Genomic DNA, 15683 nt, shown 5'->3' with positions numbered 1-15683 from the left:
GCCAACTCATGCGCGGGCATGTCAGCTGCGGTTTAGACAGCTGGATGCGGGGAGGGAGGTGCCTGCGATGGCTATCGGTTGAAGCGCTCGGCCAGGCCGTGCAGATAATCGGCCATTGCCTCAAGGTCCTGGCTGATTGCTGCGCCTTGCTCGGCTTGTCCGGCACTGTGATCACAGAGTTGAGCGATTCGAGTGATCTGTTGATTGATGTCTTCCGTTACGTGGCTCTGTTCTTCGGAGGCAGACGCCATCTGTTGGCTCATTTCGGTGATGCGACTCACGGCTTGGCTGATACCGACCAGGGCCGACTGCACCGCCTCGACACGCTGCATGCTCTCGCGGGAAATCTGCTCACCTTTGCTGGCCGATGAAACGGCGCGATCAACGCCGACATGCAGTGAGGTGATGATGCCGTGGATCTGCTCGGTAGAGGTGCGAGTGCGCTGAGCCAGGGAACGCACCTCATCGGCCACCACCGCGAAACCTCGTCCTTGCTCGCCTGCCCGGGCCGCCTCGATTGCCGCATTGAGCGCCAACAGATTGGTCTGTTCGGCAATGGACGTGATGACATCCACGACCGTGCCGATCGATTGCGTCTCGCTCGCCAACGTGTTGACTGCCTGGCCGATGTCGTTGACGGCCTCATTCATGGCTTCCATGGCGCTCAGGCTTTGCTGGGCCAGCTGACGGCCGTCTTTGGTTAGCTGATCGGCTTCGGACGCGGCATGCGCCGTACTGATGACGTTTTCCGTCACTTGTTGATTGGTGGCAGCCATCTGCGAAATGGCAGCGGCGGACTGATCCGTTTCATTGCGCTGACGATCCAGCGACTGCGCTTGCGAACCGGAAAGTTCGGATGACTGGGACGCCTTGGCCTTCACGTTGACCACCGCATCGACAAGCCTGGTCAGGGCTGTCTGCAAACGCGCTTCCTCACTGAGCATGGCCATGTCCAGTCGACCCTGGGGACCATGGTTGTCGCTGTAGGTGAGCGCAACCAACGGATCGGAAAATGCTTTCGGGTGCTCGGCCAAGGTGCGCTCAATCGCTCGGCGCTGCCGGGACTCGATCAAGTACCAGGCAATACCCAGACTCGCTACCAGCACGCCCTGAGCCGCAGCGTCGGGTAACAAGTGCTGAGCCAGCAGTGAAGCCCCGCCAGCCACTACCAATGGCCAACCGTTTTTCAGGGGTCGCAGAATCCGCGCGCTCCGGGCAACGATCGGCTTGCCGGCCCGCATCCTGGCATAAAGGGCGGCTGCCCGACGGACCTGGTCACGGGTGGGCACCGAGCGCACCGACTCGTAACCACTCAGGCGTCCGTGTTCATAGATGGCCGTGACGTAGGCACTGACCCAATAGAAATCACCATTTTTCGAGCGGTTTTTCACAATGCCCATCCAGGGCTTGCCTTGCTTGATGGTGTGCCACATATGAACAAACACCCCGGGTGGCATGTCGGGGTGTCGAACCAGGTTATGCGTCTGACCGACCAATTCGTCGTAAGTGAAACCGCTGATGTCAGCGAAGGCGTCGTTGCAGTAGGTGATGCGGCTGTCCAGGTCGGTCGTGGAGATCAATCGCTGGTCGGCGGGGAAGGTTCTTTCATGCTCGGTAACGGGCAGATTCACTCGCATAGAGTGCAATTCCTTTTCGGATTATTAGTATGAGTCAGAGCATGTAAATCAGAACTGGCAGAGCGGCGGTACCGGACAAGTACCCGTGCCTCAGGCTTCGTTCTACGCGGTTTTCCTTGCGGTAGACCACGCATTCGACGACATCCACTTTTCATTTGATGACACATTTCGGCGCCGTTATTGCGCCAAATCAGTTGAAGTGGCCTTTGAGGCCTGGCGTCAGCAGCACCAGCGCCATACCGGTCACCCGTTGGCTCAAACCTCGATCGGCCCAGCGTCCGGCTCGCCTGGCCGCAAGGGCACCGTCTTCGCTCTTTTACGTTTCAACCGTAGCGTTCACACCCACGCCTTTTTCTGGCGACGCAATGTCATGCAGGGAAATCCGTGACGTCTCTGGCAGTGCCAGCCCGCCGGCCAGCGCGAGCAACGCAATCGCGATCAGATAGAACGCTGGCGACAGGTTGCTGCCGGTGGTGGTGATCAGCCACGTGGCCACCAGCGGTGCTGTGCCGCCGAAAAGGGTGTACGCCATGTTGTAGGTGATCGCCGAGGCGGTGTATCGCGTGCGGGTGGGGAAGGTTTCTGACAGCAGGGCCGCTGTGACCACGCCGCACAACACCGCGCCGACCGCCAGGAGCATCACGCCGACGACGGACGCTGCGAACGAACCGGAACTGGCCATCAGGAACGAGGGGTACACGACCACCATCAACAGCACGCAAGCCGTCACCACCGTCATTCGACGTCCGAACCGGTCTGAATACAGCCCGGCCAGCGGGCAGATCGCCGCAGCGAACAGCAACGCAATCAGTGACACCAGCAACGCAGTGGCACGACTCAGGCCACCCGCAACTTGCAGGTAGGTCGCGAAGTAGGTGGTGAACATATAAAACGAAAGTGCGGTGAGTGACACAAAGGCGCCCAGGCAGCAGATCGCCGCACCATGATTGCGCAAGGTTTCCTTGAGGGGAGAGTGGGCGACGGCATGCTCCTCAGTCACTGCCTGGAATGCCGGTGTCTCATCCAGTTTCCAGCGCAAGTAAAGGCCCACCAGGCCCAGCGGCGCCGCAATCAGGAACGGCAGGCGCCAGCCCCAGCTGCCCATCGCTTCGGCGGAAAGTGACGCCTCGAGTGCGTAGGCCACCACCGCTGCCGCAGCGAAGGCGGAAAATGTCGACACTGGAATGAAGCTGCCGTACCAGGCGCGTTTATCGCTCGGTGCATGCTCCATCAGGTACGCACAGGCCCCCGCGTATTCGCCCCCGGCGGAAAATCCCTGGGCGCAACGGATCAACGACAGAAGAATCGGCGCCATTACCCCGATTGCGGCATAGCTGGGCAAAAGACCGATCAAGGTCGTCGCTGCAGCCATCAGCAGGATCGTCATCGCCAGGGTTCGTTTGCGGCCGATCCGGTCGCCCAGCATGCCGAAGAAAATCCCGCCAAGGGGCCGAAACGCAAACGCCACGGCGAATACCGCAAAGGTCTTCAGCAGCGCGGCACTGGCATCGCCACTGGGGAAAAATTGCTGGGCGATGGTGGTGGCCAAAAAACCATAGACCGCGAAGTCGAACCACTCGACGAAATTGCCGATGCCGGCGGCCACAATCACTTTTCTCAGCGTACGTGGGCTGACTTGTTCGGTAGTTGCGCTCGTCATACCTGACCTCGACGGTTCATCAATTAGCATTCGATTATCGAGGCAGGCATTGAGGAGGCTCACTCCAAAAGTGTCGTCCACATAGTCAGCACCGACTTCACCTGTTCAAACACGCATGATTCGCGCCAGTTGGATTGATTACTGATGTCAGAGCCGGGGGCGTTATGTCGGTCCCAAAATTGCTACTAAAGTGAACAAAGTCATTGATAAAAAACTTTATTAGCTTTAAACGGGAAGCTCGATGGTGCACGGCTAGTATTGAGTCAGCGCGCATCGCCGGTTTTTGGCTCAGGGAGTGCAGATGAGTTTTCGTACATGACCCAATTCCCGTGGCAATCCACAGACTGCGAGGGTGTCGGCACGGTCTGCGCTGGCAATGAGAACACGATCGAACAATTACTCGACTCAGCGCGGTCTTGGGACCATACCCGCGCGTGGGTGGTTTACCGCGCCGGTGAACAAATGCATCTGCTCGGGCAGGGCGACCCGCAGGCGCAGTGGCCATCAAATGTCGCCAATGAAGCATTCGATGCTTTCTGCGCGACCCGGCGCTTGCAGCGTTGGCCGACCGGTAAAGGTGAAAGTGTTCTGGGTTGGTTACTGGCGCCAGTCAATGACGCCGAGGAGCCGGCGCTTGCCGAGTTCGCCCGGCGCCTGGGGATGGAGGTTCAGACCAATTCCCTTGCCCGTGCGCAGATTACTCAGCGTGTGCTGTATGAAATTACCTACCTGGCCAGTTCGACCCGCGACCGGTCTGTGTTCCTGGTCGGTGTTCACCAACTGCTGGCCAGCCTGATCGACGCCGAGAACTTCTATCTCGCCCTGTATGACCCGCACACCGGCAAGATTGACTACCCGTATTACGTCGACATCATCGACGTTGATGCCGTGGAAGCCGAGCATTACGAATATCTCGACATGACGCACTTGTCGTTGACCGGCCAGGTGTTGACCTCCGGCCAGCCGTTGCTGATCGACTCCGCCGGCATTCTTGCGGCTCAGGTCGAGGACCGTTTCCATTGTGTGGGTGATCGTCCGGAGTTCTGGATGGGCGCTCCGCTGAAAAACGCTTCGGATGACGTGTTCGGCATGCTGGCGATGCAGGTCTACGACGTTTCTCGTACCTACAGCGCTGAAGACCGCGCGCTGTTTCTGGTGGTGGCCCGCCACGTGGCCATGGCGCTGGACCGCATTCTGCACCGAGAGGATCTGGAGCAGACGGTGATGCGTCGCACCCTGGAGCTGTCGGCGCTCAATGACGCATTGCGCCAGGAAGTGGCGGAACGGGAGCGTGCCGAACATCTACAGAGCGCGTTGTTCCAGATTGCCGAGCTGTCGAGCCGGCCGGGCGATATGGCTGAGCTGTTTCAAACACTGCATGGCATCGTCGGCGAACTGCTGTTCGCGCAGAACTTTTACATTGCACTGTTCGAGGACGCGACCGGTGAAGTGACCTTTCCCTATTACGTCGATGAGCGGCAGACGACCCGTCCGATGGCTCGGCGTGGGCGACGCGGTTTGACGGAATATGTTATCCGCCAGCGTCGTCCGTGCCTGATTGACGCAGACGAGGCTGAGCGCTTGGCTGCGCAGGGTGAAATTGAACGGGCCCATGAGTCTGTCCGCTCCTTCTCCTGGCTGGGCATTCCATTGTTCGATGGCGATGTGGTGCGGGGCATGCTGGCGGTGCAAAGTTATACCTCACCGGTGCGCTATACCCTGCGTGACCAGGAACTGCTGACGTTTGTGTCGCGCCACATTGATACCGCGTTGTCGCGGCGTACGGCTGCCGAAGCGATTCATGCCGCCAATCTCAGGCTGGAGGCCCGGGTGCAGAACCGCACCCGCGAACTCGATCACGCCAATGCCAAACTGCAACACGAAAACTCTCACGATGCGCTGACCGGGCTACCGAATCGCACCTACCTGCAACAGCGCCTCAATCTGGCCTGGTCGCAGTTCCTCAGCGAAGCTGGACACCTGGCGGTCATGTTCATCGACCTCGACCGTTTCAAAATGGTCAACGACAGCCTCGGCCACCATTTTGGCGACCTGCTGTTGATGCAGGCTGCCCACCGGTTACGCGGGTGCCTGCGCGAAGCCGACATGTTGGCCCGTTTGGGGGGCGATGAGTTTTCGGTGCTCGCGCCCGAGGCGCCGCTGGATGTGATGATCGAAATCGCCGAACGGATCCTGGTGGCGTTTGACCTGCCGTTTTTCATCAATGGCTATGAAGTCTTTTCGTCCTGCAGCATCGGTATTGTCAGCGCCGACACGCAGTTCCATGATGAGCCCGCCGACCTGCTGCGCGATGCCGATGCGGCAATGTATCGGGTCAAGAGCGCCGGACGCGACAGTTACGCCGTGTTCAACCAGGAAGTGCGCCGTGAAGTCTCTGACCAGGTCGAGCGTGAAGGCGCCTTGCGCAACGCGCTCAAACGGACCGACGAACTGCTGCCGTATTTCCAGCCGATTGTCAGCGTCGAAACCGGCGAGCTGTTGGCCCTTGAGGCGTTGATCCGCTGGCATCAACCGGGCGGCCGGGTGATCGCGCCGGGCGAGTTCTTGCCCGATGTCGAAGGTTTGCGCCTGATCGGTCGCCTGGACCTGTACATGCTCACCAGCATCGCCGTGATCCTTGCACAGCCCGAGCACGCCAATTGGCCTGCGGTGCACGTCAATTGCTCCAGCTACAGCATGACGCGCCCCGAGTTCGCCGCAGAGGTGCTTGCCTTGTTGGAGCGGCATCGGGTCGCGCCGTCACGGATCTGCCTGGAACTGACGGAAGGGGCGCTGGTGGCCGAGCCGGCCATTGCCCGGCTGACCATGCAGCAACTGGCCGACAACGGTATGTCGGTGGTGCTCGATGACTTCGGTGCCGGGTTTTCATCCCTGAGCTATGTGCATCAATACCGGTTCAGCGGTTTGAAGATCGACAAATCGTTCATCCTCGAATTGACCACCAGTGCTCGCAGCCGCGCCATTGTCCGGGCGATTGTGCGAATGGCTGAGTCCCTGGACCTGAGTGTGGTGGCCGAAGGTGTCGAGGATAAAGCGACACTGGACCTGCTGCGTGAAATAGGCGCCGGGCAGGCCCAGGGTTACTACTTTTCCAAGCCGATGGGGCTGGAAGCGTTGTTGGCCAGTGCACTGGTGAGTGCCTAGGGTTTGTGGAGGTTTCGCGACCGGCGGGAAGCGACTTCCTTGTGGGACGGCCTATGTCGACCTATCGTTAAATCCCCTGAGGTCATGCTGCTGTTGTAGGAGCGAGCCTGCTCGCGATGGTCGTTAACGATAACGCGCGTTTACTGATTAAACGTATCGCTCTAGCGTCCATCGCGAGCAGGCTCGCTCCTACAGAGAAGAATCGGCATTGCCGACCAGGCAAGAACTGATTGATGACTCTGGAAGGAGGTAAATCATGATTCGCACGTTTTATCTGACAGCCCTGGCCACTTTGGCCATTGCCGCGGGCGGTACCTGGTTGCCGACGCAGGCCTACGCGACCGATCAGGCAGACCAGCGACAGGAATCGCGAGATACCAAGCAGGAAGGGCGCGACGCATCCCGAGAGGTCAAGGAAGAATGCAAGGAAGGCGATGAAAAGAGCCGCAACGACTGTCGCCAGGACAAGCGCAGCACCAAGCAGGACAACCGTGACACCGCGCGAGACATCAAATACTAATCACCTGCCTCCAGCCCCCCGCATCACGCGAGGGGGCTGAAAAGGGGCGACTCTTTCCTGCTCGATCTATTCTCCGAATTCGCCTCGGGCAGCCGAACATACGGTCTCAGTTCTGGACTTCGTCCATCGAACGGCTCGACGACGCCGCGTCTTTTTCCGTTTCATGTGTTTGCGCCCCCGAATTTGAACCTGCCGCCTCTTCGCCTTTTTTGTCGGCCTTCTCCTCATTCGATTCAGGCCCTTGAGGCGTGTTGACGCCCGGAACAGCGTCCGGGGGGAGGGTGTGCTCATGAACATTCTTCTCGGCAGCCAGCGCTGAAAATGAGCCCATCGACAACAAGCTTGCCAGCGTAAGTACGGCTATTTTTCTGTTCATGACGGGGCGCCATCCATTCGAGGGGTATAGAGCGTTGGAAGCGCAGGCACGGCGAAAGGTGCTGACTCGCTGACGAGCGGCAGCAAGTTGCCGCCCGGAAGGACACTCGGTGAGCCGTCGTGGCTCACGAGCTTGAATAATTTGACCTACAGCCTCGGTCAGTTGGCCTTCACCACCGGCGGCGGGGTCCAGTCACCGTCGAGGGCATCGGCTTGCGGCCAGTAGGCGCGGATGTACAACGAGAAGTCGGCGTCTTTTGGCGCAGGCAACCAGTTGCTTTCCTTGTCTTTGCCCGGCGACTCGCTCTGCACATACAGCGTCAGCGACCCGTCAGGGTTGGTTTGCAGGGATTTGTTCTTGGTGCCGATGGAGTACCGCTTCAGCTCATTGGGTGAGAAGAAGTGCTGTTCGTTGTACAGCGTCAGTGACCAGAAACCCTTGACCGGCGGCAGCTTGCCCTTGGCGAACGTCACGCTGTAGCCGTACCGGCCATTGAGGCGCAAACCGTTCTGGTCGAGGTCCTGGTAGAAGTATTTGGTTTCTTTCTGCGGGTTCACGAAAATATTCGAACGCGCCACCGCCGTACGGGTGAAGTAGTCCGTGCCAAAGGCTGCACCATTGTTCACGGTGCTCCAGTGATCCGGTAATTGCAGGCCATAGTTGCGGAACTGCAACAACGGGTCGATCACTTCGCTGTCGGCTTTTCTCGCTTCGTCGATCATCGCGGCCCGAAGTTTCGGATCGGCCTTGGCGATGGCCGCCAGGGCAGACATTTGCGCGTAACGAGCCTCTTCGCCCGGCAAAGGCTTGGCGTCCTTGAGCAGGGCCGGCAGCTCGTCGAAGAACGTCTCCGGTGTCACCCACTTGGTTTCGGCGTTGCCTTCGGCGCCCTGAGCGGGGAATTTCGGCTGTTGCCTCCAGTCGCGTCGTTTGGCCTTGCCGTCGTACTTGGACAGCGGGTACATGTCGATCCCGGCCAGTGCCGGTTGTACAGCCAAGCGGTCTTCGGCGGTGTCGTCCTGGAATACCCGTGGAATCACGAAGCCGGTGTTGGTGCGTGCGCGGTAAACCCGGGTAATGCCCGGCGGTACCTTACCGTTCCAGTCCGGGCCCACCAGCAGGTAAAACCCCGGCTGAGTGTTATACATCTTGCCCAGTTCGGCGAAGCTGTCGGAGCGCAGGTCCACCACTTGGTAGACCCAGAAGCGTTTACCGAAGTCTGGCACTTGCAACACCACCGGCTCGATATCCAGCGCAATGCTGCCGGCGCCGTACACCACGTCCTGGTTCGGGTAGGCCACCAGCCGTTCGGCCGGGTCGATGTAATCGCTGAGCATCGACAGCTGATTGATCGGCGCCACAGGCACAATCCCGCCCATCAAGCCTGGCTGGGGCAGGTCCTTGAACGTCTGGCGGCGGTTGAAGATGTTGGCCATCGGCCAACCCCAGAAATAGGCCTCGCGCGCCATCATGCGCACATAGGGCTCGGTCACTTTTGTGCCCGCGACGGGGCCGGCGACGGCGATGGCGGCTGGGGCAGCAGGGCTCTGGGCGGCCAGCACGGAGGTTGTGCCGAAGGTACTGACGAAGGTCAGGGCGAAGAGGGCTTGGCGCCGGGACAATCGGTTCATAAAGCGTCCTTACTTGATGGCAATGACCTGATACAGGTGATCTGGCTGAAAGATAGCTCATCTTGGTTGTGACATGAAATTACCGGGCCGATTAACACCGTCAATTCAATGCGTCCGTTTGTTGAACACCAGCAGCGGGGCACGGGCGGCACAGCAACGGATTGGGGGCGACTTCGCTGCCACCCATTCCACTCCCCCCCGTTTTCCACCCCTTTGAGGGGCCGAAACAGGCACCGCGACTCATAGCATCGCCTCGCGGTAACGGTAAAAAAAATACAAGAAAACACCGAGCAATTTACGCCCCCCGCAAGCCTTGAGTGCCTCGCGGCGCTACAGGCATTCGGGGCGTTCTTGACTCGTCAGAGCGATCGATGTTCGCTTTTCCTCATCCGTAATCGGAGTGCTGCATGATAAGAACAACAATGCACAGAGGCTGTCGGCCACACCTGTTGGCCATCGCTGTCGCTTCCGGCTTCAGTGCTCAGGCAAACGCTGTAAGTTTCAATATCGGGGAGGTACAGGGGCAATTCGATTCATCGTTGTCGGTGGGCGCCAGTTGGGCCGTGCGTGGCCCGGATCCTGACTTTATCTCCAGCTTCAATTCCCAGGGCAAGCGTGGCGAGGCGTCGACCCGGGTATCCGATGACAACCGCTTGAACTTCAAGAAAGGCGAGACCTTCTCGAAGATCTTCAAGGGCGTGCACGACCTGGAACTGAAATACGGTGAAAGCGGCGTGTTTGTGCGTGGCAAGTACTGGTACGACTTCGAACTCAAGGATGAGCACCGTCTGTTCTATGACATCGACGACAGTGGACGCAATGATCTGGCCAAGGCGTCCGGTGCGGAATTCCTCGATGCCTTCATCTATCACAACTACACCATCGGCAATTTGCCGGGCAATGTGCGCCTGGGCAAACAGGTGGTCAGTTGGGGTGAAAGTACCTTCATCGGCAACGGTATCAACTCGATCAACCCGACTGACGCCGCGGCGTTGCGCCGTCCTGGCGCCGAGGTCAAGGAAGGGCTGATCCCGGTCAACATGTTCTACCTGTCGCAGAACTTCACCGAGAACCTGAGCGCCGAGGCGTTCTATCAACTGGAATGGGAAAGCACCGTCGTCGATAACTGCGGCACCTTCTTTGGCTCCGATGCGGTGGCCAAGGGTTGCAATGATCGACTGGTGGTTTCCGGTCTGGACCTGGCGCCAGGCGTGGCCAGAAATACCGGTGGCGCGGCGGCGGTCGGTGGCAGCAGGGCTCAGGGTGGCGGTGTCGACGACGTGTACATTCCGCGAGTCGAAGACAACGAGCCCAGTGACAGCGGGCAGTATGGGGTGGCCTTGCGCTGGTTCGTTCCGGAGATGAATGACACCGAATTCGGCGCCTACTTCATGAACTACCACAGCCGCAACCCTTTGCTCAGTGCGGTTCGTACCACCGGCCCCGGCCGGCCGGCCAGCTCACTGAACCTCATACGCAATTCACGTTACTTTGTGGATTACCCCGAAGACATCCGTCTATACGGCTTGAGCTTCCAGACCAACCTGGGTGGCACCTCACTGGGCGGTGAGGTCAGTTATCGCCCCAACATGCCGCTGCAACTCAACAGTCAGGACTTGATCAACGGCAGCATCGGCACCGCCTCGTCGCCTCTGATTTCCACGGGCTTTGCCACGAGCACGCCCGGCGGCGAGATCAATGGCTACAAGCGCATGCCGGTGTTGCAGACGCAGATGACCGCTACCCAATTTTTCGATCAAGTCTTTGGCGCAAGCCGACTGACCCTGGTCGGTGAGGTTGGGTACAACCGCATCAACGGCCTCGGCGAGACTGACGGCACTGACCTGCGTTTCGGCCGCAGCGGTATCTTCGGCAGCGGTATTTTGCCAGGCGCCGCCGGGTTGGCGGCTTGTCGGGGTTCGGTGTCGCAGGTTCCAGGGCAACCGGCAGGCGTGACCGCACCGACCAATCCTCAACAGGAATGCAACGACAAGGGCTTCTACGATACCGACTCGTGGGGTTACCGCGCCCGTGCGCGCCTGGATTATCCGAACGTGTTCGCCGGCATCAACCTGGCGCCGAATATGGCCTGGTCCCATGACGTGAATGGTAACGGCCCCAACTTCGAGGAAGGCCTCAAGGCAATAAGTCTCGGCCTGGATGCCGACTACGCGAGCACTTACACCGCAAGCCTCAGTTACACCGATTACTTCGGTGGCCACTTCAACACCAACGGTGACCGTGACTTTGTCGCGCTCAGCTTTGGCGTGAACTTCTGAACGAAGACAGGCGAGAGAATCTCAACATGAAAACAAAAAAAATGATGCAAACAGGTGCGCTGTTATTGGCACTGTTGATCGGCAACGCGATAGCGGGTGTTTCTCCCGAGGAAGCAGGCAAACTGGGTACCAGCCTGACCCCGCTCGGTGCTCAGAAAGAAGGCAATGCCGATGGCAGCATTCCGGCCTGGACCGGTGGTCTGAAGTCGGACGCGGCACCGGTGACCAACCTGTTTGTGGGCGACCCGTTCGCCGGTGAGCAACCGCTGTTCACCATCACCGCCGCCAATGCCGAGCAGTACAAGGCCAGGCTCAGCGACGGTCAGATGGCAATGTTCAAGCGCTATCCGACCTCCTATAAGATCCCGGTGTACAAGTCCCACCGGACCGCCGCCAACCCGCAGAATATCTACGACGCAGCGAAGAAGAGTGCGCTCAATACCCAGCCGGCGGATGGCGGCAACGGTTTGCTCAACTTCACCGACTCGCGTTATTACGCGTTTCCGATCCCTAAAAGCGGGGTCGAGGTGTTGTGGAACCACCTCACTCGTTATCGGGGCTTGAATCAGAAACGCGAGAGCGTCCAGGCAGTACCGCAGGTCAACGGGTCGTTCACCATTGTTCAACTCTCGGATGAAATTGCCTTCCCGCAGTTCATGCCTGCCGATGCCCAAGCCGACTCGGGCAACATCCTGTTCTATTACAAGCAGGAAGTGACGGCGCCGTCGCGTCTGGCCGGCAGTGTGGTGCTGATGCACGAGACTATCGATCAGGTTAAAGAACCGCGCCTGGCGTGGGTATACAACGCAGGGCAACGCCGTGTGCGTCGTGCGCCGCAGATTGCTTATGACGGCCCGGGCACCGCCTCGGACGGCATGCGTACCGCGGACAATGGCGACTTGTTCAATGGTTCGCCCGACCGTTACGACTGGAAGCTGATCGGCAAGAAGGAGATGTACATTCCTTACAACAACTACCGTTTGGCGTCGCCTTCACTCAAATACGCGGACATCCTCAAGCCTGGCCACATCAATCAGGACCTGACCCGCTACGAGTTGCATCGCGTTTGGGAAATCGAGGGCACGGTCAAGCCAGGGGTGCGGCATATCTATGCCAAACGCCACATGTACCTTGATGAAGACACCTGGCAGGCGGCATTGGTTGACCATTACGATGGGCGGGGGCAACTGTGGCGTGTGGCCGAGGGCATGGCTTACAACGACTATGCGAACGGCATCAGCACTTACGCGGCTCAGGCCTTGTACGACCTGATCGCCGGCCGGTATCTGGTCAATGCCATGATGAATGAATCCCGGCACGGGAGTGTCTACGGCGGTACACCGAACCTGGCTGAATTCACCCCGGCGGCACTGCGTAGCGCGGGTATTCGCTAACACCAATTGAGCACCATACCCCCTGTAGGAGCGAGCCTGCTCGCGATGGTCGTCAACGATAACGCGTGCATTCTGGTTGAACGCGGCGCTTTCAAGTCCATCGCGAGCAGGCTCGCTCCTACAGGGGCATTATCCGTTCTGGGAGAGTCGTTGCCGCGCTGCGATCAATGCTTCGTAGCGTCCGGATACGCCGAGCTTGGCGTAGATGTTCTTGAGGTTCCACTTGATGGTTTCCTGACTCAGGTTCAGGGTCTGGGCCATGCGTTTATTCGACATGGCTTGCTCAAGCAGATTGATGATTTCCATTTCACGCTTGGTGAACAGCGCTGACTCGTTCACACCGGCTTCCGTCGCGGCCCGCGCAGACATTGAAGGCGCTACGGTGAAGTTCAGCGGTGCGGCGATCAACCGGCTGCGATAGCTTTCCAGGACCGGATCATCTTCGCACTCCAGTTCAGCCAGCAACGAGATCAGCGGAGTGCCTTCGTCCAGCAAGGTACGCACCAGACCAAGACGCAGGCTTTCGGCCACAACCTGACGCAACAGCGTCTGGGCCTGCACAGTTTGTCCAAGTTCATTCAGTGCCAAGGCGCGCAGTAATTGCGACTGCACTTTCCATATCCCGCGAGCATAACGCGTGGCCAACTGCTCCAGGCTGTCGAGGGCTACCAGTGCGCGCTCCGGTTCTTGCCGTGCCAGTGAGGTGCGGGCCCGTGACAGGGCGGCGAGGGCGGCGATCTGATGGGCGGCCGGGCTGTCGCCGTCATGACGATGTGCCAGCGCTTCGAGTGCCGCACGCTGGCTTTCGCATTGGCGCCAGTCGCCACTGCCCAACAGGATGCGGATCTGCTCGGCCAGGTTGTACGCTACGGCGCGGTCGAAACCCTGGGCACGCAGCCCGATGGCCTTGCTGGCCAGATAATCCAAAGCGCTCGCCGATGACTCCTGCAAGTAAATAAGGCGGGCCATGCTGACCATCGCGCTGATGGTGATGTCCGGTGGCGACAGGTGCAGCAGATTGAGGCGATTGCCTAACACCTGCCGCGCATCGTCGATACGGTCCATTTCATAATGGGTTTCGGCGGCTCCCACGCCACAGCAACTGGCGCTGATCGAACGATGGCCATGGGCGCGCTCGGCCACGAGCAGCACGTCGACGATGTTCCGGGAAGCCTCGCGCACATTCCCGCGAAGCATGGCGCCATGGGCGGCGGTGACGACGGCCAGTAGGGCCACTTCGTCATGGCTGGTGCGTATGGCCCGGGCCTCGGGCGCGTTGATGTAATCCCAGGCCGCTTGCTGCTGGCCGGTCTGGTTGAGGCAGTGGATGTGCAGGCACGCACGCATCTGCTCATTGAATGGATGGTTGAAGCGATACCCGCGGATGCCTTCCAGCAGCTGTTGGCACAGGGGCAGGTTGTCCTGTTGCGTGGCGATCGATGCCCTGACCAACGCAATGTGCGGGTTCAAATGGGCTTCATCGTGGGGACTTTGTTCCAGTGCATCGATCCAGGCCTGGGCCTTGCCGGTCATCATCGTCAGCACACAACCCCAGGCGCCTTGCAGCAACACACCGGGATGTTGCACCAAGCGCTCGAGTGGTACGCAGTCGAGCCAGCGCACGAACTGACCGAGATAACTGATGTTGTGCTGGTCGGGCTGACTGCGTTCCAACAGCGCCACCAGGGCTTCGAAATTCTCGCTCTGGACCGCGTGATGTACGGCTTCGTTGACCACACCTGCCTGCTCGAACCACGCCGAAGCGCGCAGATGCAGCGCCTGCAGGTCAGCGCCCGAGGCGCTCAGGCGGTGCTGGAGAAACTCGGCGAACAACGGGTGCAGGCGATACCAAGGGGTCCGGCACTCCATGTCCATGGGCACGATGAACAGGTTGCGCGCCTCGATATTGGCAATCAGTGCGGGTGCGTCGCTAGCTTGGCTGACCTCGGCGGCCACCTTTTCATTGAAGCGGCGCAGGATCGAAATCTGTTCCAGAAAAGTGAGCGTCGCAGCCGGCAAATCGCTAATCACGTCTTCGACCAGGTAATCCACCAGGCCGGCCTTGCTCGACAGCAGTCGTTCGCTGTTGAGGCCTTTACGCGGGTTGGCCTTGAGCGAGATCGACATCATTTGCAGACCGATGGGCCAGCCGTCAGTCGAGGCGTGAATGCTGTGGGCCAGGTCTATGTCGACGTCGTCGTCCAGATAGGCTTTGAGGAACGCCAGCGACTCGTCGAAGCTGAATCCCAGATCGGTGCTGCTGATTTCACACAGCTCGGCCATCGCCCGCAGCCTGCCCAGTTTCAAGTCGGGAAACACCCGTGAGGCAAGCACTACGTGCAGTTGTGTTGGCGCACTGTCGACCATGGTCTGCATGAGCATTGAAATGGCGGAGTCCGTGGCGAACTGAAAATCATCGATCATCAGGTACAGCGCCGTATCGACCCGCGCCAGCGTGTTGATCATCACCGACGCCAGGGCCAGCGAGCCATTCTGTGCACCTCCCTTGACCAGCAACAGCAGGTCGTCTTCCAGCGGCAGGCCAGCCTGTTGCAGCGCGCCGATCAGGTTGGCGCAGAACGATTCCAGCGTCGCGTCCTCCTGAGACAGAGACAACCATACCACGCCACAGCCTTCCTTGAGCAAGCTCTGACGCCATTGCGCCAGCAGCGTGGTCTTGCCGAAACCGGCACTGCCGTTGATCAGCGTGAGGCGGCAATTGCGCGCCGCCAGCAAGCGCGACAGCAGCGGCGCGCGCAACACCGCATGGCTGCTGATGCGCGGAGGCGAAAAACGGGTGGTGATCAAGGGACGGGTGGCAGGCATGGGAATCCAATCGACAGCTGTTCTTGTTATGGACGGGTGGGGTGGGACCGTGCCCCCAAGTGGAGTGGGTACACCGTGACACCGGACGTCTAGGGTGCTGAATCACTACGGGCTGACGAGCAGGCGCGCAGCAGATCGACGCCGTGATGCTACCCGCGTGTTGCCCGTAATTCCAGTCGTCATCACCGACCTTAA

Annotated in this window: 9 protein-coding genes; 4 read left to right on the top strand and 5 right to left on the bottom strand. The window is 59.6% G+C overall.

Going from position 1 to position 15683, the window contains the following annotated elements; all coding sequences use genetic code 11:
* Positions 1-71: 71 nt before the first annotated feature.
* Both QYH43_RS04120 and QYH43_RS04115 read right to left on the bottom strand, forming a co-directional pair.
* Complete coding sequence (locus tag QYH43_RS04120) at positions 72-1637, bottom strand: PAS domain-containing methyl-accepting chemotaxis protein (protein ID WP_301156432.1); 1566 nt, start codon at positions 1635-1637, stop codon at positions 72-74.
* Between the two features lie 316 nt (positions 1638-1953).
* Positions 1954-3297 (bottom strand): MFS transporter, encoded by a 1344-nt coding sequence (locus QYH43_RS04115; RefSeq protein ID WP_301156431.1) that lies wholly within the window; start codon positions 3295-3297, stop codon positions 1954-1956.
* Positions 3298-3612: 315 nt separating this feature from the next.
* On the opposite strand from QYH43_RS04115, the gene QYH43_RS04110 reads away from it, so the two are divergent.
* Both QYH43_RS04110 and QYH43_RS04105 read left to right on the top strand, forming a co-directional pair.
* Positions 3613-6462 carry an EAL domain-containing protein gene (locus tag QYH43_RS04110; RefSeq protein ID WP_301156430.1) on the top strand — a complete coding sequence of 950 codons (2850 nt, stop codon included), beginning with the start codon at positions 3613-3615 and terminating at the stop codon, positions 6460-6462.
* A gap of 256 nt (positions 6463-6718) precedes the next feature.
* Positions 6719-6982 carry a hypothetical protein gene (locus QYH43_RS04105; RefSeq protein WP_095060440.1) on the top strand — a complete coding sequence of 88 codons (264 nt, stop codon included), beginning with the start codon at positions 6719-6721 and terminating at the stop codon, positions 6980-6982.
* 106 nt (positions 6983-7088) lie between these two features.
* Here the strand turns inward: QYH43_RS04105 and QYH43_RS04100 are convergent, their stop codons facing one another.
* Together QYH43_RS04100 and QYH43_RS04095 are read right to left on the bottom strand one after the other, a co-directional pair.
* Positions 7089-7358 carry a hypothetical protein gene (locus tag QYH43_RS04100; RefSeq protein WP_301156429.1) on the bottom strand — a complete coding sequence of 90 codons (270 nt, stop codon included), beginning with the start codon at positions 7356-7358 and terminating at the stop codon, positions 7089-7091.
* 158 nt (positions 7359-7516) lie between these two features.
* Positions 7517-8989, bottom strand: coding sequence for a DUF1254 domain-containing protein (locus tag QYH43_RS04095; RefSeq protein WP_301156428.1), 1473 nt, complete (start codon positions 8987-8989; stop codon positions 7517-7519).
* A gap of 407 nt (positions 8990-9396) precedes the next feature.
* On the opposite strand from QYH43_RS04095, the gene QYH43_RS04090 reads away from it, so the two are divergent.
* Together QYH43_RS04090 and QYH43_RS04085 are read left to right on the top strand one after the other, a co-directional pair.
* Positions 9397-11268 (top strand): DUF1302 domain-containing protein, encoded by a 1872-nt coding sequence (locus tag QYH43_RS04090; protein ID WP_301156427.1) that lies wholly within the window; start codon positions 9397-9399, stop codon positions 11266-11268.
* Between the two features lie 26 nt (positions 11269-11294).
* Entirely contained in the window at positions 11295-12662 is a 1368-nt protein-coding gene (locus tag QYH43_RS04085) for a DUF1329 domain-containing protein (RefSeq protein ID WP_301156426.1), read from the top strand.
* Between the two features lie 129 nt (positions 12663-12791).
* Here the strand turns inward: QYH43_RS04085 and QYH43_RS04080 are convergent, their stop codons facing one another.
* The gene (locus QYH43_RS04080; protein ID WP_301156425.1) at positions 12792-15488 is read right to left on the bottom strand and encodes a LuxR C-terminal-related transcriptional regulator; all 2697 of its coding nucleotides are present in this window, start codon (positions 15486-15488) and stop codon (positions 12792-12794) included.
* Between the last annotated feature and the right edge of the window lie 195 nt (positions 15489-15683).

It is taken from the genome of Pseudomonas sp. C32, assembly GCF_030417915.1.
Taxonomy (GTDB): domain Bacteria; phylum Pseudomonadota; class Gammaproteobacteria; order Pseudomonadales; family Pseudomonadaceae; genus Aquipseudomonas.
Note: the sequence above shows the minus strand (reverse complement) of the source record. Positions and strands in the feature narration are given on the sequence as shown.